This window comes from Paenibacillus sp. FSL H8-0332 (assembly GCF_037963835.1).
Classification (GTDB): domain Bacteria; phylum Bacillota; class Bacilli; order Paenibacillales; family Paenibacillaceae; genus Paenibacillus_AQ; species Paenibacillus_AQ rhizoplanae.
This window is the reverse complement of record NZ_CP150145.1, coordinates 3,689,092-3,714,499: the sequence shown is the minus strand read 5'-3', so window position 1 is coordinate 3,714,499 and position 25,408 is coordinate 3,689,092. Positions and strand designations below refer to the sequence as shown.

The window sequence follows — 25,408 nt, the reverse complement described above, 5'->3', positions numbered from 1 at the left end:
CCAAACCTTTATCTTAACTTAGCAACTAACAGACGGAAAAAGAGAGGTTAACCCCTGCCAAATCAGGTCTTCGCTGTCAACTCATCCGGGCGGCATAATCACAAAGCTACTGTGCCCGCTGTAAGCTGATTCGTCAGCTTAGAGGCCATGTCCAAGGACTTCAGCGAAGATTGCAATGATAGCTGGGAGATGGTCCCGTTCTGCAAAGAGAGCAGGGCATGGCGCAGGCTTTTCTCATAAGGATTGTTGGGCATTACCGGGATCGCCGTCTTACCCTCAGAAGTATAGCTGGTCAGGTTGGCTTCAACCTCTCCGTCCGCAGCATTGGTCTCGTGAAATACCAGCTTGCCGCGCTCGAAATACGCTTCGTAACCAACCGTGAACGGGTACGCTTCAGGCATCTGTGAAGAGACGGTTAACTGCGCACTAACACCGGCGTTAGCGAAAGAAGCATGAACCAGCGCCTGACCGTCCACACCTCCAGAGGTCCCCCAGACGGAAGTGGGTACAGGGGTGTCCAGCAGCCACGCGATAGCATCCAGGTCATGAATCATCAGATTGGCAGCGATGGCGGACAGGCCCAGATCTCCCCACACCGGTGCGGTCTCCCTGCGGAAGCTGACATGCAGCAGTTGGCCATAGGTTGATTCACGGGTAGCCTGTTCCAGATATTCATAGGCATAATCGAATTTGATGAATTGATTGACGAGGATTCTGCGGCCATACCGCTGCTCGGCGTCCAGTAGCTCCTGTCCTTCTTCAGGCTCCAGAACAACCGGCGTCTCGCAAAATACATGTTTTCCCCGTCTCAGCGCCTCTACCGCATAAGTCTTATGTAGCGCAGAAGGCAAACAGAGATCAATGACATCCACTTCGGGATCAGACAGTAGGTCCTCGATGGACGTTGTGATCTCTACCCCCAGCTCTTCCTTCAGCTTCAGCAGCTTGGCCTCATTTCTCCCGAAGACCACAATCCGGTTCACGAACTCCATTTGCTTCAGCAGAGAGGCGTGATACGCCCCGAATCCAGTTCCCAATATGCCAATATTCATTTGCAGCAGCTCCTTACATTTGATACATTCATCTTAACGCAGTATTGTTGACAACAGAGTGGCAAGAATAAATAACGAATAATAAGACTTGGGGGAGACGCATGCGGCTGCACCGACTGATTGCTATACTTCTACTACTTGAATCCCGGGGCAAAATGAAGGCGAACGAGCTGTCTATCGCTCTCGAAACGTCCGTCCGCTCCATTTACAGAGATATCGATGTTTTGGCGGAGTCTGGAATCCCGCTGGTCAGCACCACCGGGCCGAACGGCGGGATTTCGCTCATGGAAGGCTATACGGTGAATCTGCGGAGGCTGCAGGGGGAAGAGGTGGTCCAGCTGTTTTTGACCGGGATGGGAATGCCGGCGGGCGGTTCAGGAGAGACCAGTCTGCTGCTCAAAAGTGCGCTCCTGAAGCTGGAAGCAAGCTTACCCGCACCCTACCAGGAGGATATCCGTACCGCGCAGCGCCGGTTTCTGTTCGATGATACGCCGTGGTGGAGCGGTCAGGTAGCGGTGCCATATCTTGAGACTCTGCGCACGGCGGTGTGGCGGGGGCGGAAGATTACGGCAGATTATCTTAAGGTGAATGGAGAGAGCTCGCTGCGGAAGCTGCAGCCCTATGGACTGATCGTGAAGCAGGGGGAGTGGTATCTTGCCGCCTATTGTGAGCGAGCAGGTGGGGTCCGAACATTCAAATGCGAACGGTTTACTGCCGTTACTTTGTTGGACGAGACCTATGCCATCCCTGAGCAGTTCTCCCTCCAGGCATACTGGCAACAAGCAGAGCAAGCCTTCGTTCAGACCAGCAGAGCGCGGGAGTTCTATCCGGTGGACATCCGTACTCGTGTTAACAATGAGCAGATATTGCAGGGGCTTGAGGTCATGAATACCGAATCTGATGGAGAAGCAGTGCTGGTAACGGTAAATATGTATGATTATAGCTCGGCCTGTGCGAGGGTGCTGCCGCTATTGGTTCATGCTGAAATTGTAGGACCGCCGGAGCTAAGAGAGTACGTCAGCAATCAAGTACGAATGTGGGATAAAATGTATAACTGCTTTAAGGTGACATAATCATTATTATGTTAACTTATTCTACAATCGAAGAGTGAAATAATAAACCCCAGACCTTGCTTGTCAGCAGGTTTGGGGTTTATTGACTTTGTTGAACCGTACCTTTTCCAAACACAAGAGGATAGAATTCAATTACGGAACAATATACGATAAGCTGTATAGAGGTTTAGATGTCAGATTACTTAACAAAAGGAGGGCTTGAGATGCTGCAGGGGCTGATCCTACGGTTGAGAAGAAGTAAAATGCGCACCAGACTGCTGCTCTTGTTCACCATGCTGACGCTGCTGCCGTTAAGTGTGCAGGGGCTGGTGACGTACCGTCATTTCTCCTCCACCCTGAACGAGAAGACAAAGCAATATACGGTGGGTGTCGCCGGACAGGCCAACGCTAATCTGGACAGACTGCTCAAGGATTTGGAGCGGTTGTCGCTGATGCCTCTGTATGATGAACAGGTGTTATCTATTCTGGCTAAATACGATGGTCCTATGGGCTCAGGCACATGGGCGCTGTCTGACGATTATCAGAAAATGAAGCTATATACCTCAGCACAGGCCTACGACCGTCCGGAAATCCGGGGCATTCACCTGCTGAGCAACAGCGGAACCCTGTTCTCCAACGTGGAACCGCTGGCGGTCAACACCTCGTGGGATGGCAGGCATGACGAATGGTTCAGCGCCCTAGAGCAATCGGACGGCGAGTGGATCATTCTTCCTCCGCATCATCCGTCTTATTATGCCGGAACCGACCCCTCATCCTATATTTCGGTAGCCAGGGTGATCAAGGAACCCAGAACGCTGAGGCGTCTGGGCTACATCCTTATCGACGCTAAGCAGTCAGCCTTCGGCTCCGTCTTCTCTAAGCTGAAGATTGAAGAGTCTACCAACCTGATGATCTTGGACGGAGACCAGCGGCTGCTGTATGAGCAAAAGCCGGATAATGGGCAGTCGGCCTACGGCGAGCTTATGGGCTCCGGGCGGATCAAGGAGCTGCATGGCGGGGAGCGGGAGAGGCTGGGAGGCACAGATTATTTGTTTATCAGCCATAAGTCCCCGTATTCGGGCTTGTCCGTCATCGGCCTGACCCCCATTGGAGTCATGCTGAAGGAATCACGCGCGATGATGATTTTCACGTTATGGCTTGCCCTCTTTTGCCTGGTGACGGTGCTGCTGCTGGCTTATGCGGTATCGTACCGGATCACCCTCCCTCTGGTGGAGCTCAAGAGCAATATGTCCAGGGTGGAGCGGGGCGATTTCAACATGCGGGTCAGTCCGCTGGGGGGAGATGAATTCGGGCAGCTCGGACGCGGATTTAATAAGATGATGGACGAAATCAACCGCCTGTTCCATGAGGTGCTTGTGATTGGACTCCGGGAAAAGGAGGCTGAGCTGTCTGCCCTGCAGAGTCAGATCAACCCGCATTTTATCTATAATACGCTGGAATCGATCAATATGATGGCCGTCCAGCGCAGGCATGATGAGGTATCGGATATGGTATCCGCACTGGGCAAGCTGCTTCGCTATACGATTGACAAGGCCGGCCGGCTTGTATCGCTGGGAGAGGAAATTGCGTTCGTAGACTCCTATGTGCGTATCCAGCAGATTCGTTTCGGCGGTAAGCTGACGGTGCATAACGAGATTGAAGAAGAAGTACTGCATTTGCGCATTCCGAAGCTCACCATTCAGCCGCTGGTGGAGAATGCTATTGATCACGGGATCGCCGGGCGCGAAGAAGGGACGATCTGGGTGTCAGCGCTGCGTTTTGACAACGAGCTATTGATTACCGTGCGCGACGACGGGAACGGCTTAGAGGAGGAGGAACTCACGGCGCTGAACCGGGAGATCGAACAAGATCCTTCCATGGATTCGCTCAGACGCAGCGAGGAGGAGAGTCTGGGGCTGCGCAATATCGGCCAGCGGATCAAGCTGCTGTACGGGGACGGCGGGAGCCTCACGGTTGACGGAAGTCCGGGGCAAGGGCTGGCCGTGACCATTACGATAACGATACCGGAATCAGGGGGAGAAGAGGATGTATAAAGTGCTGCTCGTAGAGGACGAAATCGTGATTAGACAAGGGATGCGCGAGCTGATTAGCCGGTCGGCGCCCTTTTTCGAGGTGACGGCTGAAATGCCGGGTGGACGGGAGGCGCTCCTGTACTTAAAATCCGAGCTGCCGGACGTGATGATTACCGATATCCGCATGAAGGAAATGGACGGACTGGCGCTGGCCGAAAAGGTGAAGTCGATGTACCCCGGGTTGCTCGTCATCATTGTGAGTGGATACGGCGAATTTGAATATGCCCAAAAAGCCATAGAATACGGCGTTCTCCATTACCTGTTAAAGCCGGTAGAACGTCACGAGCTGGTTAGCGTGATGGAAAAAGCTCGTCTGCTGCTCGATAAGCGTCATGGCATATCTTCCCTGGAACAGACGCCAGGCCCGCTGCGGGTGGAGAGCGGAGGGGATACACGCAAGATCATACGGGATGTTAAGGAGTATGTCAGACTGCATATTGACGGTGATCTGCGGCTGCAGACGGTAGCTTCCCATGTCAATCTGAACGCTACGTATCTGAGCCAGCTGTTCAAGGGGGAGGCGGGCTGCAATTATTCAGACTATGTAACCGATTCCCGGATGGAACGTGCGAAATGGCTGCTCAGCCATACCCAGCTCAAAATTTATGATGTCGCCCGGCTCTCCGGCCATCAAAGCCCGAAGCATTTCATGCTGGTGTTCAAGCAGCAGACAGGGGTGACGGCGGGAGAGTACCGCAATCAATTTAATCATTAGGAATGAAACGTTAATTAATCTAACATAAATCATAAACAAAACGAACCTTTCCTGTATTCTGGGTGATTTATCCTTCAGATTAGTCTCCTTTATACTAAAAGAGTCATTAAAACTAACATATCAAAGGGGGATATTCATGAAAAAAGCAGGAGTAGTGCTTCTTTCAGCCATGCTGCTGGGCTTGATGGCAGGTTGTGCCAAGCCGGCAGCAAGCGGAAATGCCGAGAGTCCCGGGAAACAGGAAGATGTGGAGTTAAAGTTTCTAATGTGGGGCAATCAAGGGCATATGGATGTGTACAACAAGCTGATCAGCCAATTTGAAGCAGACAATCCGGGCATTAAGGTGACTATGGATTCGGTGCCATTCACGGATTATCAGCAGAAAATATCCGTGCTGGCCGCAGGGAAATCCCTTCCGGATATCGCCTGGGTATCGGAGCGGATGATCCCGCAGTTCAAGGCCAACGGCATTCTGGCGGACGTCTCCTCCTTCAAAGACGATGCGTCCTTTAATCTGGACGATTATATTCCGAGCACGCTCGATTTGTTCCGGGACGGGGATCAATTACTTGGCCTGCCATTCTCGACCCCGCCGGTGGTCATGTTCTACAACAAGACGCTGTTCGATAAGGCGAATCTGACGGACCCGAACACGCTGGCTTCCGAAGGGAAATGGACCTGGAAGACCTTTGAGGAATCCGCCAAAGCGATTGCTGTCAAAGACGCGCAAGGCCGGGTATATGGCGCGAACTTCTTTCGTGACTGGAAGACCTGGGCCATTCTGTCTTCGTACGCCTGGTCTTACGGAAGCGGCCCGTTCAATGAGGATCTGACCGCGTTCACCTGGAATGACCAGTACGGCGTGGAGACCATGGAACTGCTGGAGCGGATGATGTACGAGGACGAATCCCACCCGAAGGCAGGCGAACAGATCAGCTTCGACGCAGGGAATCTGGGAATGTTCTTCGACAACTATAGCTATGTCTCGAAAGCGCGTGACATTACAGGGTTTGAATGGAGCATTGCGCCGATGCCGTCCGGCTCCGCCGGCAGTGTTCCGATGCTGGGCCAAGCAGGCTATACTCTGTTCAAGGACAGCAAGCATCCGGAGGAAGCCAAAAAGCTGCTCAAACTGTTCGCCAGTCAGTCAGGCATTGAGGCGACATCCACATATTTCGTACCTCCGCGCACATCTGTGCTCAATTCTGATGCGTTCCTGAATCAGCCGAACAACCCGCCAGCCGAGCACATCGTGCAAGCTGTTATCGATGAAATGCCTAAAGCGCGTATCATTCCGGGCCACATCCGCTGGCAGGATATCGATAATGCGGTGCTGCAAGGCTTTGACCGCCTGTTCGGCAGATCAGCGTCCGCCAAGGACAACATGAAGCAGATGCAGACCGATGTCGAGGCTATTTTGAAATAAGATTCCGGGCAAGGGTCCGTCAACCGGCGAGCAGCAGAGTGCAGCGTCCGGCTGACGGACCGCCCGAGATGGGGAGAGAAATACGATGGGTAAATTGCAGCGCAGATTGGAGCAAAGCGGCCTGTCCTTGATCATCAGCCTTCCTGCCAATGATGTAAGACTGGCAAAGGCAGCGCTTGAGGAAGGCGCCGATGCTCTGAAGGTTCATTTTAATGTCGGCCACCGGGCCAGCGGTACGCACTTCGGTCCGCTTGACAGCTATGAAGACATTTTTAGCGAGATCCGCTCTACCTTTGACGGTCCCTTTGGGGTAGTGCCCTCAGGCAGCTTAGAGGGTGTGTCGGAAGAAGAGATTAGGCGGCTTGCTCCGCTCGGGTTCGATTTCTATTCGATATATGCCCATCATCTGCCGTCCTATATGCTGGAGGATCACGGCTTGGACCGGACCTTTGCCATTAATGAAACCTATGATCTCAGTCAGGTTCGGGAGGGGGCGCAGTTCGGGATCACGGCGCTTGAAGCTTCAATTGTGCCTGGCAGCGAATACGGTACGGGTCTTAGCTTCGCAGATCTGCTGAAATACCGGTATTTGGCCGACCATTCCGGTCTTCCCGTGCTGGTCCCTTCCCAGCGTAAGCTGGTTACGGGAGACGTACCGTCTTTGCAGCGTGCAGGGGTGAAAGCGATCATGTTAGGTGCGGTGGTGACGGGCAAGACAGAAGATGAGCTGCGGCGTGCGGTTAGCTCGTTCCGTGGTGCAATAGACAATTTGAGCTAGGGGGCGGTGAATTCCGGCATGAACAGAAAGGTCAAGAGACGAAACAAGGGTCCGCTTGCCCGCGAGGCACAGGTGACCGGATGGCTTTTTATATCGCCAATGCTGCTTGGTTTCACGTTATTATTGTTATTTCCGATGGGGAAAGCGCTCTATATGAGCCTAAATGACTGGCCGCTGCTTGGCGAGCACCGGTTCGTCGGTCTGGATAATTACAAGGATATTGCGGTGGACCCGCTGTTCTGGAAGGTCTTCGGGAACACAGCTTATTTCACACTGGGTCTGGTGCCGTTTAACATTGTGCTGGCTCTGATGCTGGCGTTGCTGTTATCCCGGAGCTTAAAGGGCATAGGTATCTTCCGTACTGCGATCTTCGTTCCCGTAATGACTTCGCTGATCGTCTGGTCCATCGTCTGGAAGTACATGTTCGCCACCGATTCCGGGCTGATTAATCAGCTGCTGATGCTGTTCAACATTAAAGGGGCAGCCTGGCTGTATGATGAGAGACTGGCGATGCCGGCCGTTATCGTGACAAGTGTACTGAAGAACGTGGGCCTAAATATGGTGTTATTCATCGCTGCAATCCAGCAGGTATCGCGTTCATTGTACGAGGCGGCTGAGCTGGACGGGGCAGGCAAGACCAAAACCTTTTTTAACGTGACCCTGCCTATGATTACGCCAACCGTATTTCTGACCGTGGTGATGACCGTAATCGGCTCGCTGAAGGTGTTCGGCCAGATCTATGTCATGACCCAGGGCGGGCCGAGTAACAGCACCAAGGTACTGGTCTATTACATCTGGGAAAAAGCGTTCAAGCTGTTCCAGATGGGCTACGCTTCGGCGCTGGCATTTGTGTTGTTCTTTGTCGTGTTGATCTTGACTCTGCTGCAGTGGCAGCTGCGAAAGAGGTGGGTATTCAATGAGAGCGACGCTTAAGCCCAGCCGAAAGTGGTCTGTAGCAGGAGTGTATACCGCATTAACGGCGGTATCGCTGATTATGCTTATTCCGTTTCTGTGGATGCTGTCCACCTCCTTCAAACGGCCGCAGGATATTTTCACCTACCCGCCACAGCTGATTCCGCCGGTCTTCCAGTTTCAGAATTATGTGGATGTCTTTACACTGATCCCGTTTCACCGCTTCTATTTTAACAGCGTCTATATCTCGTTTGTCGTCGTGGCGGGAACGGTGTTTTTCGCTTCGCTGGCCGGTTATGCTTTTGCCAAAATTCCCTTCACCGGAAGAAACGCCGTGTTCCTGGTGCTGCTCAGTGCGATGATGATCCCGCATGAAGTGACGGCGATCCCGATGTTCCTGTTCATGCGCGACCTGGGCTGGATTGACACGCATCTGCCGCTGATTCTGTTGCCAATCTTCGGCGCAAGCGGCGTGTTCGGGATATTCGTCATGCGCCAATTTTTCATCACTGTACCCACGGAGCTTGAGGAGGCGGCGATGATCGACGGCTGCAGCAGGTTCCGCATTTACTGGAAAATCATGCTGCCGATTGCCCGTCCAGGCATGGCAACACTGACGATCTTCACGTTCGTGTCCATCTGGAATGAATTCTTCGACCCGCTTATTTTCATCAATACGCGTGAGCTGATGACCTTGCCGCTGGGATTATCGTTGTTTACAGATGAAGTGGGCACTTCCTGGCATTATCTGATGAGCGCCACCGTTATGGCAACCGTGCCGCTGCTGATCGTCTTCTTCATGGCACAGAAGCGGTTCATCGAGGGCGTAGCTATGACGGGGCTGAAGGAATAGCACACACCGAAAAGGAGTAGATGATATGAATCCTGCAATAGAGGCAGATGTCGTTGTCGTGGGGGGAGGCCCGGCAGGAATCACGGCGGCCATCGCCGCCGGACGGCTGGGGGCACAGACCGTGCTCATTGAACGTTACGGGTTCGTGGGCGGGATGTCCACCGCTGCTATGGTCTATCCGTGGATGACCTTTCATACGGATAGCGGCGAGCAGGTTATCAAGGGCATCGCCCAGGAAATTGTAGACCGGCTGCAGGCAAACGGCGGTTCACCGGGCCACCTGCGGGATACGGTCGGCTTCGTGCACACGTTGACGCCGTACCATCCTGAGATTTATCAAGTTGTAGCTACAGATATGCTGCGCGAAGCGGGAGTGAAGCTGCTTCTGCATAGCTTTGTGGATGAGGTGATGGTCAGTGACGGCGTGATCGAACATGTGGTAGTGACTAATAAATCCGGGCGTACGCCTATAAAAGGGCGCATCTTCGTGGATTGCAGCGGAGATGCCGACGTAGCCAAGCTGTCCGGGGCCGAAACGCTGCAGGGCCGGGAGGGGGATAACCGTTCCCAGCCGATGACGATGAAGTTCAGAATGCGCGGCGTTGATTTGCACAAGGTCAAAGCGTATATGATCAGCCATCCCGAAGAATTCTACAGCAAAACGCCGATTGCCGAGCTGCCGGACCTGCCGCTCACCGGGGTAAGCGGATTCTACTCGCAATGGAAACGGGCTGAGGTGCCGATCAACCGTGATCAGGTTTTGTTCTTTACCGGTCCTGCAGACGACGAGGTGCTGATCAACTGTACCCGCGTCCAGGGGCTGGACGCAACGAATGCGGAGGATCTGACCTTGGCGGAGCAGGAAGGCCGGAAGCAGGTGCTGCTCATGGCCGAGTTTCTAAAGCGCGACGTTCCGGGCTTCGAACGGGCCTCAATCTCAGCGGTTGCGCCGCAGATCGGCATCCGCGAATCGCGGCGGATCAAAGGCTATTACCAGCTGACCCAAGAAGATGTCGTAGAAGGCCGGAAGTTCAGTGATGTCATTGCCCGCAGCGGCTACCCGATCGACATTCACGATCCGTCAGGCAAGGGGGTAACAGCCTCCTTCATCGCCGGAGACGGCGCATACGATATTCCGTATGGCTGCCTGCTATCCGCCAATGTGTCCAATCTGCTGGCCGCAGGCAGATGCATCTCGACCTCGCACGAAGCGCTGGCCACGACCCGGCTGACGCCAAGCTGCATGGCCACGGGCCAGGCGGCCGGAACAGCTGCGGCGCTCGCTGCGGCTGCGGGGGTGAAGCCACAGGCGCTTGACATCCCGCAGCTGCAGGAGCAGCTGAAGCGGGATGGGGTTGTATTATAGAGCTGCGGAGCGGGAATGTAATCGAAAAACCGATTACATTGGGCACTAGGAGGGTCCCGTAGGCGGAATGTAGTCGGAAAACCGATTATATTTGACACTGGGAGGGTTCGTAGGCGGAATGTAATCGGAAAACCGATTACACTTGACACTGGGAGGGTTCGTAGGCGGAATGTAATCGGAAAACCGATTACATTTGACACTGGGATGGTTCGTAGGCGGAATGTAGTCGGAAAACCGATTACATTGGGCACTGGGATGGTTCGTAGGCGGAATGTAGTCGGAAAACCGACCACATTGGGCACTGGGATGGTTCGTAGGCGGAATGTAGTCGAAAAACCGACCAGATTTGACACTGGGAGGTTCGTAGGCGGAATGTAATCGAAAAACCGATTACATTGGGCTAGTGCAGCGGCGTTTAGTTGCAGTATAATCATTATTTACGACATAATAATTATTATGTTAACTTTTTGACGATCACAAGAGTTAAAAACAATGATAAGTATATATTAATAAACCCCAAACCCGCTTTACAGCAGGTCTGGGGTTTATTTTCGTCTCAAATAACTCACACACCAAGCTCACGCTGCGCACTTGCTTCGGCAAGCTCGCGGATGCGGAGTCTTTTATGCGCGGTAATCAGGAAAGGAAGGCCGAGCGCCGTGGTCAGCGCAAGCGGTACGAACACGGCAGGCCCATTCAGAGCGCCGAACTGATCCAGCAGCAATCCTCCAAGAATAGGCGCCATGACGCTGCCTATATTATTGAAGCCAATCGTGCCGAAATAGGTACCTTTCCACTCCGGCTTGGCAATCCGGTCGATCAGCATATCCATCATCGTGAAGAGCAGGACCTCCCCGACAGTGAACAGGACCACGCTGAACATCAGCAGGGGAACCCCTCCGGGCATCCCGAACAGCAGCAGACTAAGCGCTACGCAGACATTGCCCAGAATGAGCGGGATAATCGGCGCGAACTTGCTGGCTGTACGCACGATGGGATACTGTACGACCAGCACCGTGACTGCATTAAGCGACAGCATATAAGAGAAAACTTGGCTGCCATTGCTGAAATGGGTGTTCATCGCCAGAAATTGCGCCAGTGTAGAGCTGAAGTGTCCATACCCGAGGACGCAGAAGATGGTTCCCAGCAGCACGGGCAGAAACACCTTGTCTCTTCCGGTGACGGCGAGCGCATCGAGCAGCTTCGGCGTCTTGGCTTCTCCATGAACAGGCAGGCTGGCACGGTGCACAGAGAATTGCAGGAACAGAACAAGGCCATAGGCGATATAGACGATCCCGGCGATCATGAACGGGAAGGTGGACTTGGCGGAGCCGAGCTGGAGGCCGATAATAGGGCCGAAGACCACACCCAGATTCACTGCCGCATACCGCAGGTTGTAGACCAGTAATTTTTGATCTGGAGGGGTGATATCCGACAATAATGCCCGTGAAGTCGGTTCAAATACGGCGCGGCACAGTCCGTTGAGCGTGTTCACCAAGAAAAACACCCATAAATGCTGCGCTGCGGCGAAGCCGAAGAATACGCAGGCCCAGCCGAATACCGAGACCAGCATGACGATCCGGCGCCCGATCACATCCGAGATATAACCGCCGTAAAAGCTGATCATTACCCCTGCCAGCGAGCTGACGGCCACCGTCAACCCCGTCTGGGTAGCGGAAGCGCCAAGCACCTGCGTGAGATAGATAGAGAGAAAAGGAATGCTCATTGAAGTAACCAGCCGGCCGAACATCGTTCCGATGATGATGGTCCAGGCCAGCGGGTGAATGTGGCGCAGATGTTGTTTCATTTGAATCCCTGTCTCCTAGTCCATGTTTTGAATTTGAAGCATGCTTCTTATCGAATGATTAAGTATAATTGTATAGAACAAAGGGGGAAATAAAAGTGTAAGGATTACATGTAACTTTTCACCTTTTAAAGGGAGGTTAATCATATGGACACCAGCAGCATGCATTATCTCTGTCTGGCCGCAGCTCTGTCTCCCGCATATAGCCTTCAGCAGCCGATTCCGGTGACGATTGAGCAGTTGACCGGTATCCTATGCTGCACACCGCGTAATGTGAAGTTTATTCTGCGGAAGCTGGAGGAGCAGCAGCTAATTGCCTGGATACCCGGAAGAGGGAGAGGGAACCGCTCGCAGATGACTTTTTTGCGTCATATAGATGAGGTGCTGGAGGAGAGATTTCAGGAGCTCGTCAGCAAAGGCCGGATTAAGTCTGCCATCGAATTAATTGGTCAATACCCGGTTAACGAGCCGCTCAAAGAGCGCCTGCTGGCGGTTCTCGATAAGCAAATGGGCTTCTGGAGCGAAACCGGCTCCACATTCGGGCAGGAGGTGCTGCGAATCTCCCGTAACCGTGCGATGGAGAAGCTGGACCCGGCTAGCGTATACACCGCTTTTGAGACTTATTTGCTGGGGCATATTTGCAGTACATTGATAACCTATGATGCACAGAACGGGGTTTTCCTGCCGGGGCTGGCCCACACGTGGGAGGCTAACGAGAGCAGTACGAGTTACCTGTTCTACCTGCGCAAGGGGGTGCGATTCCACCACGGCCGTATGATGACTTCACGGGATGTAAAAGAAACCCTCCAGCGTCTGATCGGACTTAAAAGTCCGGCGATCTGTCATTTTGAGGATATCAAGCATGTGGAGCTGGAGGGAGATTACGTTATCCGGTTTGATCTGGTGCAGCCTAATTTGTTCTTCCTGCATCTGTTCAGCTCGATCTATATGTCGATTGTTCCGTATGATGTGGATTTCGCAGCGCATCCGGTCGGCACGGGGCCCTATCAGGTACTGGATCTGAGCCAGGATGTGCTTGTACTCAGCGCTTACGATCTCTATTACGGAATCCGCCCTCTGCTGGACCGGGTCGAGATATGGTACCTGCCGCATCTAGCCTCGGGGGTACGTCAATATCAGCTGACGGGTGCCAGTACCAGTCTGAGTAGTGTGGCCGCAGCAGAAGAGGGGAGGAGCCACAGTATCGATTATCCGGCTGTCGGGTGCAGGTACATGCTGTTTAATTTTCGAAAAGAAGGCGTTCACCATCGTCCCGCTGTCCGGCAGGCTATGCGTATCCTCTATAATCAGCTTGCACTGATCCGTGAGCTGGGAGGTAACCGGATTATGCCGGCAGACAGCTTCCTTCCCTGGCAGAGCAGTAAGTATGAGTTTGCTGAGCCGCAGTTGGAGGAAGCGCGGGCGCTGCTTGAGGAAGGCGGATACAGAGGAGAGGTAGTGAAGCTGGCCTACCGGCCCTGTAAAGAGGATCAGGATGAGGCGATTTGGCTGCAGGAGCGCTGCAGGAAGATTGGATTACAGCTTGAGCTGCATCCCTTAGCAGATTATGATCTGCCGGACTTGGTGAACCATGCGGATCTTGTGATTTGCGAAGAAGTGCTGGAGGATGACTGGCAGTGGGGGATGATCAATTATTTTCGCAATGAGTCCAATTATCTGCATAACCTGCTGCTGGACAGCCAGAAATCTGAGCTGACAGAGGTGCTGAAGCCTTTCGCCCGGCTGGCCGCCGGGGAGAGGGCGGAGGTACTGGAGCTGGCCGAAGGCAAGCTGCGGGATAACGGCTGGGTACTGTATGGCTGTCATATGAATAAAAAGGCGCAATTAAGTCAGAATCTATTCGGCCTACAGGCCGGCTCCTTCGGATTTCTGGATATCTCCAAGCTGTGGGTGAAATCGGGGTTTCAGTAGACACAAAGAAACGGCTGTTCTCCTGAAGGAGGAGGTAGGCCGTTTTTTTTGTATGGTACATTTAAAGTTACACCGTAATTCAGACCGCTTGCTGCTGCTTACCGTCACATTTTTTGCAGACCGTCAGCTTCTCACCCTCCGGGCCTTTGCCGAAATACAAAAGCTTGATCCGGGTGCTCCCGCAGATCGGACAGGTGCCCCTGGCCCGCGAGGGGGTAGTGTAAAGTGCTTTGCCGCGCTTATTCTTGGACATGTGTATTCCCACTTTCGTCTGTAATACTCTATCCTATGCCTTATTCAGCTAAAAAATCATTCGAAGGAGGGCATTATGAAAAAGCTTGTGATCGTAAACGGAACCATGGGAGTCGGAAAAAGTACGATTGTCAGTAAGCTGTATAAAGAATTACAACATTCAGTATGGCTTGATGGAGATTGGTGCTGGCTAATGAACCCCTGGAAGGTTACCGAAGAGAACAAAACGATGGTAATGAATAACATCCATTATATGCTCAATCAGTACCTTGACAATTCCATGTTCGAGTATGTCTTCTTCTCTTGGGTGCTGCATAAGGAAAGTATATTCGATGAAATTCTTGCAGGCATAAAAGGAAAGGAATATGAGCTAATAAAAGTTACGTTAATGTGCTCTGAGGAAGAATTGATAAAGCGTATGCGTCAGGATGAGAGGAGCGAGAGTGAAATTGAAAATAGCATTAACAGGTTAGCAAATTACAAAGAAATGAATACACAAAAGCTGAATACGAACGGCAAGGAGATTGATGTCATCATAAAAGAGCTCCTACATATGATTGAAAGCGAATTAAAAAAGAGAGCTATGAAGGCGGATATTTACATCGAAAAAAACAGCGTATAACATAAATTATACGCTGTTTCACTTCAGATCAACTTTTATATGACTTCTCGCACTAGTTGTCACCTTAAATAGAGTGATTTTTCTAGAATAATATAATAATAATGGAATTAATACCCACAATGAGGATTCGTCTATGCTTTCTCCGCTTCAAGGTTCTTGACCCATGCTATACTAAAACTATTGAAAAAACATACGCTGGAGGGAGTCCATTGATTCATAGCAGCAAGCAGCATAAATGGAGATCAGCCAAGCTGGCTCATCTGGGATCATCGATCTTTGCCGAGGTGGCTGCCTGGAAGGCCGAGGCCCGGCAGTCTGGATTGGACATCATCGATCTTGGAATTGGCAGTCCCGACCGGGCGCCTCTGCCCGAGATTCGTCAGACGTTAAGTGATGCGGTGCTTCGGGAGGATAGCTATGCTTATCCGTCATCCAAGGGGAGTGCAGCGTTCCGTAATCAGGCGGCGAGATGGATGCAGTGGCGATTTGGCGCAGAGGTAGATCCGGAGGAGGAAGTTGTGTCCCTGATGGGCTCGCAGGATGGGCTGGCGCATCTGGCCCTGGCCATCTGCAATCCCGGTGATCTGGCGATTGTGCCGGACCCCGGTTATCCCATTTATTCAGGCGCGCTCGCAATAGCAGGGGTTAGGGCTTGGCCGCTGCCGCTCTTAGAGGAGAATGCGTTCCGGCCGGATCTGGACAGTATTCCTGAGGAGGTCTGGCGCGAAGCCTCTTTTATCCTGCTTAGTTTTCCCGGCAACCCGATTTCGGTTACTGTGGACTTGGCATACATGGAGCGGGTTGTGGCGCTTGCCCGTAAGTGGGATGTGCTAGTCGTGCATGATCTGGCGTATTCAGAGATGGGGTTCGATGGATACCGGCCGATCAGCATCCTCCAGGTGCCTGGGGCGAGGGATGCCGCCGTTGAATTTCATTCCTTCTCCAAAAGCTTCAACATGGCCGGCTGCCGCATCGGCTTCATGACGGGCAATGCGCAAGCCGTCGGGGCGCTGCGGGAACTGAAAAGCAATGTGGATTACGGCGTCTTCGAGCCAATCCAGGAAGCGGCGGTTGTCGCGCTGGAGCAAGCGATGGCCTCCGGGCCGGATCAAGGAGTGTCTGCGCTGTATGAACGGCGGCGGAATCTTGTGGTAGAGGCGCTGCATCTTGAAGGGTGGGCGGTGCCCTCGCCGGAAGCTACTATGTTTATTTGGGCGAAGCTGCCGGATGCCTATGGGAGTAGGGGTGAAGCCGGAAGTTCGCGCCGCTTTGCGCATGACCTGCTGCTGAGAACCGGAGTAGCGGTCATACCGGGAGATGCTTTTGGCAGCCAGGGGGAAGGGTATGTGCGGATTGCGCTGGTAGAGGAGGAAGAACGTCTGCTGGAAGCCGCCCGGAGAATTGGGGAGTTTCTGCGTTCGGAGAGATAAAGTTGAGAAGTGCCATTGAGTAACATAATCAATATTATGTTAACCTATATAATTCGCTAATCTGAATTCAGGGTAATAAGGATCAACTACAATTATTCAGGAGGTTGACCTTATGGGATTTAACATTGGAGGATTAGGCGATAAACTACAAGGAGTAGTCGGTTCCCTCAAAGAAGGACGGGTAGGAGAGCTGCTGCAGAAATTGCCGCTGGATAAGCTGCCTGTCGAGCAACTGCTACAGAAGCTGCCGCTGGAGCAGCTGCTATCGAGTTCTTTTCTGCAAAAGTTCACTCCCTTCGAGTCCTTGAAGGAGCTGCTGCAAAAAGGAGGATTCTCTGCCGGCTCGGCAGAGGAGATACAATCGCTCCCGCAGGATCAGCTCGATGAGCATGTATCAAAGACCACCTCCTTCGGTTCACTGAAGGAAATGCTGATCAAAGCAGCGGAGTTCTATTCCCAGCGCAAATAGAGGATACCGACAAGCAGATATACACGAAAAGAAGCCCGCAGCGGAGTGATGTTCCGTTACGGGCTTTCTTATGATGCGGGAGCTAGTGCTTCAACCAAGCCGTTGCCAGCAGCAAAGCTCCCTGGTTAGCCTTAGTATCTGCCAGCGCGTTCAGCATCACGAAATCGTGAATAATGCCCTGGAAGCGTACGGCCGTAACGGGAACGCCTGCTTCACGAAGCTTATTCGCATAGGCCTCCCCTTCATCACGAAGCACATCGGCTTCACCGGTGATAATCAAGGCTTCCGGCAGACCGCTAAGCTGGTCCAGACTGGCCCGCAGCGGAGAGGCCGTAATCTGTGCCCGCTGCTCAGGATCGGTGGTATATTGATCCCAGAACCACTTCATACCATCGCGCTGGAGGAAATAGCCTTCCGCGAACTGGTGATACGATTCGGTATCGAAGGAAGCGTCTGTAACCGGATAGAAAAGCAATTGCTTAGAGATGACCGGACCGCTGCGTTCTTTGGCCATCAGGGTGATGGCAGCAGTCATGTTACCGCCGACACTGTCTCCAGCCACACTCAGTCTGGTAGCATCCAGTCCGTACATGGAGCCTTCACGGGCAATCCATTCCAGGACCGTATAGATTTCTTCAATGGCTGTAGGATACTTGGCTTCCGGGGACAGGCTGTATTCCGGGAATACCACGGCAGCGCCCGTACCCACAGTCAGCTCGCGGATGAGCCGGTCATGCGTATGGCTGTTGCCGAATACCCAGCCTGCGCCATGAATATAGAGAATGACCGGCAGGGAAGTGCCGGAGGTGCCTACCGGACGAACAATGCGGACCTTCACTTCACCGCCGGGGCCGCCGGCTACGGTCAGATCCTGAAGATCTGCCTCGGGTTTTTCGATATCGTCAGCCTGAACAGTGTTGACCGTTTCGCGGCCTTTTTCCGGACCCAGATCGGGCAGGAAGGGAGGCTTGGCATTATCATCGGCGAATTTCTGAGCTGCTGGTTCAAGAATCACTCTTTTATAATCAGACATAGGTTACAGTCTCCTTCTTCTAGCAGATTAGGTCAAGCTCTCCTCATCCATAACCGCCTGACAACTTTCTGAAACGTAAAGCGAACGGAAGAGCCGGGTCAAAGCGTATATCCAGTAAGAAAGGGGAGGAAGCGAGCGTGAAGGATTATCCCATCACAGAACAGCAGGCCAAGGACATGTTTGAAGTACACTCCTCTTATATTTATGGGATTGCCCTTATGATGACCAAGCAGCGGGTGCTGGCCGATGATATTACCCAGGAGACTTTTCTGCGTGCTTTTGCAAAATATCATTTGTATGATCCCTCCAGGCCGCTTCGGCCTTGGCTGTACCGGATTGCCGTAAATACGTCCCGTAATCTGTTACGCAGGAAGACCTGGATACAACTGCTGGCGGGCGTTCCTATAGAGGGAAAAGAGCACTCCGCCGAGAGCTTCGCTCTGCATAGTGAGAGTCAGCTGGAGTTATGGCAAGCGGTCAGCCATCTGTCCGCGAAGCTGCGGGAAGTGATCACCTTGCACTATTATGCCGGATTATCGCTTCCCGAAACCGCAGAGGTACTAAGTATTCCGCTGGGAACCTGCAAATCCAGGCTTCATGCGGCACTGCGCAAGCTGAGAGAATGCGGCGAACTTGACCCCGGTGTGCTGATGATGAAGGAGGGGCTTAAATGACGACAGCTAAGGACAGGCTGGATGTTGAATCCGAAGCAGTAACCGCACAATTACAAAAGGAAGCTGAACACATGATACACAGTATGCCTTCTTCTGTTGATTTTGATGAGTTATGGCAGCTACATATAGGAAGAGTAAAGGAAGCTCCAAGGGGCAGACACCGGTTATCACCGTACAGGAAGCGGATCATCGGCGCCACAGCTGCGCTGGCGGTTACAGCCGGATCCATTATAGGGATCGGATTCATCTCGCCCCCGGTAGCAGAGGCGCTACGCGTCATTCCTTTCTTCGATTATCTGTATGCCAAAGGTGCGGATCGAGAAGAATTGAAGCCCATTGAAGAGAAGCATCTAAGCAGTCCGGCAGGTGCGGTCATTGCAGATAAAGGAATAACCTTCAATCTGGTAGAGGAATATTACGATGGTATTTCATTGGTACTAAATTATGAGGTAACCTATCCGTCATCGTCAGCGCCTATTACCGGCAAGGAAGCGGCAGTCTTCTATAAGCTTAATTTCGAAGGGCATCATCCACAAAGGATATCAACCCATGACTTCACAATTACAGGGGACCATACCTTCGTAGGTACAACCCGTCTAAGCTTCGGGGATAAGGATCTGCCTGATCGGCTAAGATTAAATATGAGTATTGACTGTATTGGGACAACGAGGGGAAACTGGGATGTATCTGTTCTGCTAGATAGGGCTAAGAGTAACGCGCTGAGCACAACCGTCTATCCCAAGAATTTGGATTTCATGTATGATAACTCATTATATACTGTAGACAAACTGACATTGGGGCCTCTAACTTCGCAAGTTATTGTGATGAAAAGTTATCCTCATGATTGGCTTAATGTAATGCTTGAAGATGATATTGGAACCTTGTATATGAATAAAGGAGGAGATGGAGCTACTGATGAGTATTATTATTTCAACTTCTCACCGCTTACAGAGTTTAATCCCAAACCGCAATATATGACACTGATCGTCTATGAGACACTAGAAAATGCGCAGATTAAATCACATGAAGATCGTCAGCGCTTAAATGGTTCACTCCCGCTGAATCTAAAGGGGAATGAGGGAGGAACCGTTAAGGTTACGGCCGTTGATTATGAGGAGAAGCAGACGGTTGTATATTATGAGGCAAGTCAGGTGATGAGCCAGAATACTCCGCTTAGCTTAATGGAGGAAGAGGATGATCCGATCTTCCCCAAAGGACAGCCGGTGCGGATTAGCCGGGATAAACTGGCATTTAAACTGATTTTTCCGCCCGTGCAGCCCTCTGATAAGCTTGAGATTATGGCCCGGTCCTTCTCATATCCGGAGGATATACAACAATTCCGTCTGCGGATTCCGGTTCAGTGGGCCAAATAGCTTCTGAAATTCATCGCATATAAAAGAAAGGCCGCGCCTGTCCTGTCATGGATGGGCGTGGCCTGTTTGAGGATAGCCTGGACCAAATGTATGCGAAAAACGAAATACAATATGCTGATATGAAGACAGCGAGCAGGATGTATGCGAAAAACAGGCATGACAAGACAGAGGCCTTGTCACCCCCAGGAATGAAAATAAGTGGGTGGCATCAGTCGCATCCATTTTAAAAGATGCTGTAGTCGTCAACACTACATATACAAATCAAAGGGCGGACGATTTACTGGGATACCCCCGTGCGAAAAACCGTTCTATTGCGCTTTTCGAGCATCGCCTATTGTAACCCCCAAAAAGTACGTGTATTAAATTACACTCACTCGAGCGCATGATTTGTAAGCTGACGATGGAGGATGGTTGGAATGGATGCTGTACGTATGTGTTGCGCGGGTCTAGACGTGCACCAGGAAAGCGTTGTGGCCTGCGTGTTGAAAGGACCGATCAAACAGAAACCACAATGTCACCTGAAAACCTTTGGGACGACAACCAGAGAATTGCTAGGCCTGCAAGATTGGCTGAATGAACACGGCTGTCGGGAGGTGGTGATGGAGAGTACCGGCGTGTTATGGAAACCGGTATGGAACATATTAGAGGGCAGTTGTGACCTCGTCCTGGCCAACGCCAGGCGGGTAAAGAATATGCCGGGTCGAAAAAGTGACATCCAAGACGCGCGCTGGTTAGCGCAATTGCACCGTTGCGGGCTCATTGAAGGCAGTATGGTGCCAGAACAAGACATCCGGGATTTGCGAGACTTGACCCGTTACCGGAGTAAGATGGTGCAGGCGGTGACGGCGGAGAAAAACCGCATCCACAAAATCCTGCAGGATGCCAACATCAAGCTAACCACCTTTATGTCCGATTTATATGGGGTTTCAGGACGGGGCCTGCTCCAGAAGATCATGGACGGCGAGGTAGTAGACGAAGTGACCGTTAAAAACCTGGTCAAAACCCATTTAAAAAAGAAAGTTCCGCAGTTGCTAGGGCGCGCTCAATGGCAAGTTGCGCCGTCATCATCGCGAGATGATTCGAGACCACTCAGACCACTTGGTCTATTTGGAGAAACGGATCACTGAACTGGAAGCTCGAATCGAGGCGAATGCAGAACCCTACCTGGAGATGATCGAACAAATTGACTCCATTCCAGGAATTGAGCGGACGTCTGCCGTGACCATCTTTGCAGAAGTGGGGCCGCATGTCGCGGAAATGTTCCCGAGTGATGCGCAGTTTGCTTCATGGGCGGGGGTGTGTCCGGGTAACAACGAAAGCGCAGGAAAGCGAAAAAAGTCAAAAACGATGCAAGGGAACAAGCATCTGAAAGGGGCCTTGTGTCAGGCGGCTTGGGCGAACTCTCGCTCATCGAACCGGATCGGATCGGGCAATTCTTTCGACGAATTCGTAAGAGACGGGGAGATAAAAAAGCAAACGTCGCCACCGCGCATTTGCTGATTCGAATCCTCCATGCCCTGATGCGGGAGAAAAGGTCATACCAAGAAATAGACGTCTCACTAGGCGATGAGACGTCCAAGAAAAACCCGTTGGATAGGTACGTGAAATATATCCAGCAGTTAGGATATAGCGTGCAATTAAATCCTATCCAATAGTCTCCCCTTTTTCAAAAAAAACGAAACGTTATTTTGGGGCGGTGGGTCTTTTTTTGTCAAAATCCAGTCTGCGGCGCATTTTCCGATACTTTTATTTTCGTATTAAACCGAATACAATATGCAGGCATGAAGACTGCGAACCGAATGTATATCAAAAGCCGAATACAAAGTGCAGGCATGCAGGTACACGGGATGGATGCGCAGCCGCAGGTCATTTTGTTTTAAGCACTTAAGAAATTAACAAAAAGCAAAAAGAAGCGGAGGGGAAATTTGGAACTGTAGGAGCGGTAGCGTCCGCCTTTGTATTTGGATTTCTACCACGAAGAGTGGTTTAAATAAAGAAATCCAAATACAACAGCGGCCGGAGGGCCAAATGTTCACCGCAGTGACGACCAAGCTTCGAGTCCAACTCCAAAGTGTTCAGTAGTAAAGTAGCAGTAAATTACCCCTCACCGCTTCCCCACACGCCTTACCCCTGCTCTCAAATAGTCCACCCCGGCAAACACCACCGTAATCAGCAGCGGGTACAGAATTGCCCAGCCAGTGAACGGGAACACGGCCAGTGTGGCGGCGAAGGAAATGACGCTAATCGTTACGCCTGCACGGCTGCCCCGCAAGAGGCGGATTCCAGCAGCACAACCTCCAATATAGGTAAGAATGAAGGTGGCGTTGGGGAAAGTGATCAGTGTGGTTATCGATAGCGCTCCGCTGCCGTAGAGCGATAATATCAGGGTGAAGCAGAGCGTCAGGAAGCCGATTGCCCCCACAGGCGTCTGATAACGATTGGATAAAAGGCCCATCCAGCCCGGAGCATAGCCTTGCCGCGACAAGGCATAAGCCACGCGTGAAGCCGCGCCTGCATAGGCAATGATCGTCGCCGTGCAGATGAAGAGACCTGTGAGTCCGGCGATGAAGCCGCCCCAGGCCCCCAGCGGCTGGCTGATGATCCAGAGCAGGGAAGCGTCGGCTCCGCCGTACAGATAGCTCTGCGTACCTACGGTAGCAAGTGCCGAGAGGAAATACAGGACACCGACAATGATGGCCGCGATGGTCACACCCTTGACCGCAGCCCGCTCCGGTTCCTTGAACTCTTCGGACAGATGCGAAACGGCTTCCCAGCCGATGAAGCACCAGAAGAGGATCGCCGCCGCCTGCCCGACACTCGTCCAGCCATGCGGCGCAAATGGAGTGAAGTGGGCACGCTCCATCCCCGGAAGCGCAGCGGCAAAAGAGAAGACCAGTACAGCAACTATAGCGATCACCACAGCAATTTGCACTTTACCGGCGACCTGCATACCCATCCAGTTCGTTAGGAGTCCAATCACCAGCATCCCGGCGGCAAGGGCGATTCTTGCCGAATCGCCCCAGCCCATCGCTGCGGTCATGTATCCTGCACCGGTCAATGCGGCGACTGGCGCGCCGATCGGAACGGACATCAGGAAGAACCAGCCGACCAGGGCCCCGGTCTTCGGCCCAAAAGCTAGCGTAACAAAGTGGGAGACGCCCCCGGCGTTAGGGAACTTGGCGGAGAGCAGGCCCATGGATAAGGCAAGGGGAAGAATGAGTAGGGTCATGAAGCCCCAGGCCAGCAGCGAAGCAGGGCCAGCTATCTCGGCGGCCAGTCCGGGTACAATTAATACCCCCGAGCCGAGGACAGCCCCGATGTATAAGGCAATGGCCTGAGGCATGCCGATAGTACGTTGTAACGGGGTGTGTTTCTTCATATGTATAATCCCGCTTTCCTTGTATTTAGTTATAGAGTATCAGATAATAGGTCCATTGGAAAAACGGAATTATCAAATAACATCCATTCAAAAAACCGATGGATCAAAGGAAGGTCCGCTATGGAATCGAAGCATCTGTTTACCTTTCTTGTGGTTGTAGAGACAGGCAGCTTCACCCGCGCTGCGCAGAAGCTGGACTACGCCCAGTCCAGTATTACCGCACAGATTCAGGCTCTGGAAGCAGAGCTGGAGCAGCCATTGTTCGACCGGATCAGCAAAAAGATTATGCTTACCGATGCAGGCCGCCGTCTGCTGCCTTATGCCCAGGAAATCTCCAAAATGCACACGATGGCTGAGAATGCCCTCCGGTCTGAGACCGAAATATCCGGTTCGCTGCGGATTGGCGCACCGGAATCCCTGGCAGCCTTCCGGCTTCCCGGAATTATCAAGGATTTCCGCAGCCGTTACCCGCAGGTGCAGATTACCCTGAAGCCGGGGGCCTGCTGGGAGCTGACCGAATTCATCCGCTCCGGGGAGCTGGATCTGGCCTTCCTGCTACAGCCGGAAACAGAGTATAAGGATATGTACTGTGAGACGCTGATCCATGAAGCCATGGCTCTGGTGGCTCCGCTGGATCATCCATTGCTGGAGCTTGCTGAAGTGGAGCCGCATCAGCTGAAGAACGTAACCATTCTGCATACCGAAGCGGGCTGCACCTACCGCACCTTGTTTGAACGTCATCTGAACAGCCACGGCGTCTTTCCTGATCCGAATCTGGAGTTCTGGAGCATTGAAGCGATCAAGCAGTGCGTGATGGCCGGACTCGGCCTTTCTTTTCTGCCGCAGGTTACAGTGCAGCGCGAGCTGGCCGAAGGCAAGCTGGGCCGGCTGAACTGGAATGACCAGTCGCAGCGGGTAGCCACCCAGACCGCTTACCATAACAAGAAATGGAAGTCTCCTGTGCTCAGCGAGTTCCTTAGAGTCGTAGAGAAGCATGCTGGCGGATGGAGAGAAGCTGCTGCGGAGGAATGATATAATAGTTGTACTTAAGAGGGAGGGGACAGATCATGAATGAGCTGGAATTAACATACGAAGAAGAGCTGGAGGCCTTCCTGATCTGGATGAAGGATGCCGGTTATACAGCACATACCCAGAAATCCTACCTTGCCGATGTGCGGGAGTTCCTGAACAGCCTGAACGGCAGGGAGCTGGGAACGGTCAAGAAGCTGCATGTGGTGTCCTACCTGACCTCGGTCCGTGAGCGGGGAGTCAGCGATGCCACCCGTAACCGTAAGCACGCTTCGGTAAATTGTCTGTTCAAGGCACTGTCGGAGCTGGAGCTGTTATCCATCAACCCGGCGGCAGGAATCAAGAAATCCAAGACTGACAAAAACCGTGAGCCGGTCTATCTGGAGGAGCAAGAGCTGGAGCGTTTCCTCTCGGCGGTAGACGGCAAGTATAGAAGCCGTAATCTGGCCGTCTTTCTGCTCATGTCCTATATGGGGCTGCGGGTAGGGGAAGTACATACGCTGAATCTGAGTGATTATAATGTAGACCGACGTACTCTGCGGGTCTTCGGCAAAGGGCGCAAATGGCGGGGCATTCCGGTTCCGGAGGATGTGGCCCCGTATCTCGATCAGGCGATTGCGGACCGGCTGGTCCCTTGGCGCAGCAAAGAAGAAGCTATGTTCATCTCGCAGAAGGGCCGCAGGCTGTCGATCCGGGGGATTCAAGGCATTGCTGCGGATACCTTCAGCCGTTACCAGAGTGAGCTGCCTTCCTCCCAGCAGCGCGCCTATTCGAGCCATAAGCTGAGGCACTCGTTCGCCACCATGCTGCTGCGCAAGGGCACGGATCTGCGGACCGTGCAGGAGCTGCTGGGTCATTCTTCCATTCAGACGACTACAGTATATACGCATATTACGAGCCGTGAGAAGGAAGAGGCCATGTCCCGACTGCAAATCAGCAGTGCTGATAAGCTGAGCGGCAGCCTGTAATCGGCCTGTCCAGCATTATTATCCATTGAACTATGAACTTTTGTTCATACCCTAACGCATAAATTACATGAAATGTGCATTTTGAGGATGACAACTTGTCTATGAATTGCTACCATGAGAAAGGGAAAAACGGATTGTGAAATCAACCGCATAATTTACTTTAGTCGCTTAACGCGTCTTCGCGGCTTGTAAATGC

22 protein-coding genes and 1 pseudogene are annotated in these 25,408 nt (G+C 52.4%); 18 read left to right on the top strand and 5 right to left on the bottom strand.

What is annotated here, in order from left to right; translation table 11 throughout:
• Positions 1-98: 98 nt before the first annotated feature.
• Complete coding sequence (locus NST43_RS15990) at positions 99-1,052, bottom strand: Gfo/Idh/MocA family oxidoreductase (protein ID WP_339225272.1); 954 nt, start codon at positions 1,050-1,052, stop codon at positions 99-101.
• Positions 1,053-1,153: 101 nt separating this feature from the next.
• Between NST43_RS15990 and NST43_RS15985 the strand changes: the two genes are divergently transcribed.
• From NST43_RS15985 to NST43_RS15950, 8 genes and pseudogenes are all read left to right on the top strand, one after another.
• Entirely contained in the window at positions 1,154-2,125 is a 972-nt protein-coding gene (locus NST43_RS15985; RefSeq protein ID WP_339225271.1) for a YafY family protein, read from the top strand.
• Positions 2,126-2,367: 242 nt separating this feature from the next.
• Positions 2,368-4,158: a sensor histidine kinase gene (locus NST43_RS15980; RefSeq protein ID WP_339225270.1), complete on the top strand. Its 1,791-nt coding sequence runs from the start codon at positions 2,368-2,370 to the stop codon at positions 4,156-4,158.
• Entirely contained in the window at positions 4,151-4,912 is a 762-nt protein-coding gene (locus tag NST43_RS15975; RefSeq protein ID WP_339225269.1) for a response regulator, read from the top strand. Before NST43_RS15980 ends, NST43_RS15975 begins: the two co-directional genes overlap by 8 nt.
• Before the next feature lie 136 nt (positions 4,913-5,048).
• A complete protein-coding gene (locus NST43_RS15970; RefSeq protein ID WP_209989890.1) occupies positions 5,049-6,338 on the top strand; it encodes a sugar ABC transporter substrate-binding protein in 1,290 nt (429 codons plus the stop codon).
• 85 nt (positions 6,339-6,423) lie between these two features.
• The gene (locus NST43_RS15965) at positions 6,424-7,116 is read left to right on the top strand and encodes a hypothetical protein (RefSeq protein ID WP_339225268.1); all 693 of its coding nucleotides are present in this window, start codon (positions 6,424-6,426) and stop codon (positions 7,114-7,116) included.
• An 18-nt stretch (positions 7,117-7,134) separates the two neighbouring features.
• Entirely contained in the window at positions 7,135-8,049 is a 915-nt protein-coding gene (locus NST43_RS15960) for a sugar ABC transporter permease (RefSeq protein ID WP_209989895.1), read from the top strand.
• Positions 8,033-8,881 carry a carbohydrate ABC transporter permease gene (locus NST43_RS15955; protein WP_339225267.1) on the top strand — a complete coding sequence of 283 codons (849 nt, stop codon included), beginning with the start codon at positions 8,033-8,035 and terminating at the stop codon, positions 8,879-8,881. The genes NST43_RS15960 and NST43_RS15955 overlap by 17 nt, the downstream gene beginning before the upstream one ends.
• 22 nt (positions 8,882-8,903) lie before the next feature.
• A pseudogene (locus NST43_RS15950) lies at positions 8,904-10,247 on the top strand (FAD-dependent oxidoreductase); the annotation flags it as partial.
• Between the two features lie 565 nt (positions 10,248-10,812).
• On the opposite strand, the gene NST43_RS15945 reads toward NST43_RS15950, so the two are convergent.
• Complete coding sequence (locus NST43_RS15945; protein ID WP_339225266.1) at positions 10,813-12,054, bottom strand: MFS transporter; 1,242 nt, start codon at positions 12,052-12,054, stop codon at positions 10,813-10,815.
• Positions 12,055-12,198: 144 nt separating this feature from the next.
• On the opposite strand from NST43_RS15945, the gene NST43_RS15940 reads away from it, so the two are divergent.
• Entirely contained in the window at positions 12,199-13,983 is a 1,785-nt protein-coding gene (locus NST43_RS15940; RefSeq protein WP_339225265.1) for an ABC transporter substrate-binding protein, read from the top strand.
• A 79-nt stretch (positions 13,984-14,062) separates the two neighbouring features.
• Here the strand turns inward: NST43_RS15940 and NST43_RS15935 are convergent, their stop codons facing one another.
• Complete coding sequence (locus NST43_RS15935; RefSeq protein ID WP_200869554.1) at positions 14,063-14,236, bottom strand: hypothetical protein; 174 nt, start codon at positions 14,234-14,236, stop codon at positions 14,063-14,065.
• A 75-nt stretch (positions 14,237-14,311) separates the two neighbouring features.
• On the opposite strand from NST43_RS15935, the gene NST43_RS15930 reads away from it, so the two are divergent.
• The 3 genes from NST43_RS15930 (at position 14,312) to NST43_RS15920 (ending at position 16,756) form a co-directional block, all read left to right on the top strand.
• Positions 14,312-14,857, top strand: a complete 546-nt coding sequence (locus tag NST43_RS15930) for an AAA family ATPase (RefSeq protein ID WP_339225264.1) — start codon at positions 14,312-14,314, stop codon at positions 14,855-14,857.
• Between the two features lie 209 nt (positions 14,858-15,066).
• Positions 15,067-16,287: an aminotransferase class I/II-fold pyridoxal phosphate-dependent enzyme gene (locus NST43_RS15925; RefSeq protein WP_339225263.1), complete on the top strand. Its 1,221-nt coding sequence runs from the start codon at positions 15,067-15,069 to the stop codon at positions 16,285-16,287.
• A 112-nt stretch (positions 16,288-16,399) separates the two neighbouring features.
• Entirely contained in the window at positions 16,400-16,756 is a 357-nt protein-coding gene (locus tag NST43_RS15920; RefSeq protein WP_339225262.1) for a hypothetical protein, read from the top strand.
• Between the two features lie 82 nt (positions 16,757-16,838).
• Here NST43_RS15920 and NST43_RS15915 read toward each other — a convergent pair whose 3' ends face one another.
• Positions 16,839-17,789, bottom strand: a complete 951-nt coding sequence (locus tag NST43_RS15915; protein WP_339225261.1) for an alpha/beta hydrolase — start codon at positions 17,787-17,789, stop codon at positions 16,839-16,841.
• Positions 17,790-17,926: 137 nt separating this feature from the next.
• Between NST43_RS15915 and NST43_RS15910 the strand changes: the two genes are divergently transcribed.
• The 4 genes from NST43_RS15910 (at position 17,927) to NST43_RS15895 (ending at position 21,336) form a co-directional block, all read left to right on the top strand.
• Positions 17,927-18,463 carry a sigma-70 family RNA polymerase sigma factor gene (locus tag NST43_RS15910; protein WP_209989915.1) on the top strand — a complete coding sequence of 179 codons (537 nt, stop codon included), beginning with the start codon at positions 17,927-17,929 and terminating at the stop codon, positions 18,461-18,463.
• Positions 18,460-19,836 carry a DUF4179 domain-containing protein gene (locus tag NST43_RS15905; RefSeq protein ID WP_339225260.1) on the top strand — a complete coding sequence of 459 codons (1,377 nt, stop codon included), beginning with the start codon at positions 18,460-18,462 and terminating at the stop codon, positions 19,834-19,836. Before NST43_RS15910 ends, NST43_RS15905 begins: the two co-directional genes overlap by 4 nt.
• Before the next feature lie 416 nt (positions 19,837-20,252).
• On the top strand, positions 20,253-20,963 hold the full coding sequence (locus NST43_RS15900) for a transposase (RefSeq protein ID WP_339225259.1): 711 nt from the start codon (positions 20,253-20,255) through the stop codon (positions 20,961-20,963).
• Positions 20,944-21,336: an IS110 family transposase gene (locus NST43_RS15895; RefSeq protein WP_339225258.1), complete on the top strand. Its 393-nt coding sequence runs from the start codon at positions 20,944-20,946 to the stop codon at positions 21,334-21,336. Before NST43_RS15900 ends, NST43_RS15895 begins: the two co-directional genes overlap by 20 nt.
• 604 nt (positions 21,337-21,940) lie before the next feature.
• On the opposite strand, the gene NST43_RS15890 is transcribed toward NST43_RS15895, so the two are convergent.
• Entirely contained in the window at positions 21,941-23,215 is a 1,275-nt protein-coding gene (locus NST43_RS15890) for an amino acid permease (protein ID WP_339225257.1), read from the bottom strand.
• A gap of 120 nt (positions 23,216-23,335) precedes the next feature.
• Between NST43_RS15890 and NST43_RS15885 the strand changes: the two genes are divergently transcribed.
• A complete protein-coding gene (locus tag NST43_RS15885; protein ID WP_339225256.1) occupies positions 23,336-24,247 on the top strand; it encodes a LysR family transcriptional regulator in 912 nt (303 codons plus the stop codon).
• A gap of 35 nt (positions 24,248-24,282) precedes the next feature.
• Positions 24,283-25,212 carry a tyrosine-type recombinase/integrase gene (locus NST43_RS15880; RefSeq protein ID WP_209989921.1) on the top strand — a complete coding sequence of 310 codons (930 nt, stop codon included), beginning with the start codon at positions 24,283-24,285 and terminating at the stop codon, positions 25,210-25,212.
• The last annotated feature ends 196 nt before the right edge of the window (positions 25,213-25,408 follow it).

Bases quoted from the DNA above. Each gene is read 5' to 3' on its own strand.
- NST43_RS15990 (WP_339225272.1), bottom strand. From the start codon at position 1,052: ATGAATATTGGCATATTGGGAACTGGATTCGGGGCGTATCACGCCTCT.
- NST43_RS15985 (WP_339225271.1), top strand. From the start codon at position 1,154: ATGCGGCTGCACCGACTGATTGCTATACTTCTACTACTTGAATCCCGG.
- NST43_RS15980 (WP_339225270.1), top strand. From the start codon at position 2,368: ATGCGCACCAGACTGCTGCTCTTGTTCACCATGCTGACGCTGCTGCCG.
- NST43_RS15975 (WP_339225269.1), top strand. From the start codon at position 4,151: ATGTATAAAGTGCTGCTCGTAGAGGACGAAATCGTGATTAGACAAGGG.
- NST43_RS15970 (WP_209989890.1), top strand. From the start codon at position 5,049: ATGAAAAAAGCAGGAGTAGTGCTTCTTTCAGCCATGCTGCTGGGCTTG.
- NST43_RS15965 (WP_339225268.1), top strand. From the start codon at position 6,424: ATGGGTAAATTGCAGCGCAGATTGGAGCAAAGCGGCCTGTCCTTGATC.
- NST43_RS15960 (WP_209989895.1), top strand. From the start codon at position 7,135: ATGAACAGAAAGGTCAAGAGACGAAACAAGGGTCCGCTTGCCCGCGAG.
- NST43_RS15955 (WP_339225267.1), top strand. From the start codon at position 8,033: ATGAGAGCGACGCTTAAGCCCAGCCGAAAGTGGTCTGTAGCAGGAGTG.
- NST43_RS15945 (WP_339225266.1), bottom strand. From the start codon at position 12,054: ATGAAACAACATCTGCGCCACATTCACCCGCTGGCCTGGACCATCATC.
- NST43_RS15940 (WP_339225265.1), top strand. From the start codon at position 12,199: ATGGACACCAGCAGCATGCATTATCTCTGTCTGGCCGCAGCTCTGTCT.
- NST43_RS15935 (WP_200869554.1), bottom strand. From the start codon at position 14,236: ATGTCCAAGAATAAGCGCGGCAAAGCACTTTACACTACCCCCTCGCGG.
- NST43_RS15930 (WP_339225264.1), top strand. From the start codon at position 14,312: ATGAAAAAGCTTGTGATCGTAAACGGAACCATGGGAGTCGGAAAAAGT.
- NST43_RS15920 (WP_339225262.1), top strand. From the start codon at position 16,400: ATGGGATTTAACATTGGAGGATTAGGCGATAAACTACAAGGAGTAGTC.
- NST43_RS15915 (WP_339225261.1), bottom strand. From the start codon at position 17,789: ATGTCTGATTATAAAAGAGTGATTCTTGAACCAGCAGCTCAGAAATTC.
- NST43_RS15905 (WP_339225260.1), top strand. From the start codon at position 18,460: ATGACGACAGCTAAGGACAGGCTGGATGTTGAATCCGAAGCAGTAACC.
- NST43_RS15900 (WP_339225259.1), top strand. From the start codon at position 20,253: ATGGATGCTGTACGTATGTGTTGCGCGGGTCTAGACGTGCACCAGGAA.
- NST43_RS15890 (WP_339225257.1), bottom strand. From the start codon at position 23,215: ATGAAGAAACACACCCCGTTACAACGTACTATCGGCATGCCTCAGGCC.
- NST43_RS15885 (WP_339225256.1), top strand. From the start codon at position 23,336: ATGGAATCGAAGCATCTGTTTACCTTTCTTGTGGTTGTAGAGACAGGC.
- NST43_RS15880 (WP_209989921.1), top strand. From the start codon at position 24,283: ATGAATGAGCTGGAATTAACATACGAAGAAGAGCTGGAGGCCTTCCTG.